This is a genomic window from Mesorhizobium sp. M2C.T.Ca.TU.002.02.1.1, from assembly GCF_003997225.1.
Window position 1 is genome coordinate 1 of the sequence record NZ_RZTO01001307.1, and the last position, 999, is coordinate 999.

1 protein-coding gene is annotated in these 999 nt (G+C 64.9%); it reads right to left on the bottom strand.

Going from position 1 to position 999, the window contains the following annotated elements; translation table 11 throughout:
- Positions 1 to 205: 205 nt before the first annotated feature.
- Positions 206 to 949, bottom strand: coding sequence for a 2OG-Fe(II) oxygenase (locus EOD07_RS35685; protein WP_127238458.1), 744 nt, complete (start codon positions 947 to 949; stop codon positions 206 to 208).
- Positions 950 to 999: the final 50 nt, after the last annotated feature.

Here is a 999-nt window from a genome sequence, read left to right on the forward strand (position 1 = left end):
GGATTTGCCCGGGCGTGTACGCGAATGAGGGTGCGAGGGGAAGAGGCAGAAGCGCCGCAGGATGAAGGTTCCTCGCTCCACGAATGTGGGGAGAGATGGCTCGGCGAAGCCGAGACGAAGAGGGGAGCGCCCTACGAAGGCCCCCTCTCCGTCCGCTTCGCGGACACCTCTCCCGCCTCGGCGGGGGCGAGGAACAGCGCTGCGCCTACTTCGCGTCGTGGAAGATAATTCCGACTGTATGTCGCCGTCCTGATCTCAGTCGGCTGACCCCGTGTCTGAGATTCACCCGGTAATATCCCTTCGTGCCCTGCACCGGCCGGTTATGCACCGCAAAGATCACCGCGTCACCGCGCTTGAGCGGCACCACCTCGGCGCGGCTTTGCATGCGCGGGCGCTGCTCGGTGAGCACGAATTCGCCGCCGGTGAAATCCTCGCCAGGTTCGGACAACAGGATCGCCACCTGCAGCGGAAAGGCGAGCGCGCCGTAGAGGTCCTGATGCAGGCAGTTGAAGTCGCCAGGGCCGTATTGCAAGAGAAGCGGTGTCGGCCTCGTCTGACCCTCGTCGTGGCAGCGCTCCAGGAAAGCGGCGTGCTCAGCCGGATAGCGCTGCGCCACGCCCATTTTCTCGTTCCAGTCGTTGGCGACGGCGGCAAGGCGCGGATAGAGGGCTGAGCGCAGACCCTCGATCAGGTCCGGCAGCGGATATTTGAAGTAGCGATATTCGCCTTTGCCGAAGCCATGGCGCGCCATCACCACATGGCTGCGGAAATGCTCCTCATGCGGATAGAGCGCGGCGATTTCGGCGCACTCCTCGGCCGACAGCAGGCCGGGCATGACGGCGCAGCCATGGGCGTTGAGGTCTGAGACGATGCAGCGCCAGTCTTGCGCCGCGACGCGCGCTTCAGCGGAGCGGCTGGCGCGCTTCGTGTTCAGGGAATGGATGGTCATGGGCGCCTCCTTCGATGCGACCAAAGTGGGGCGAAGGAGGCGCCCATGAC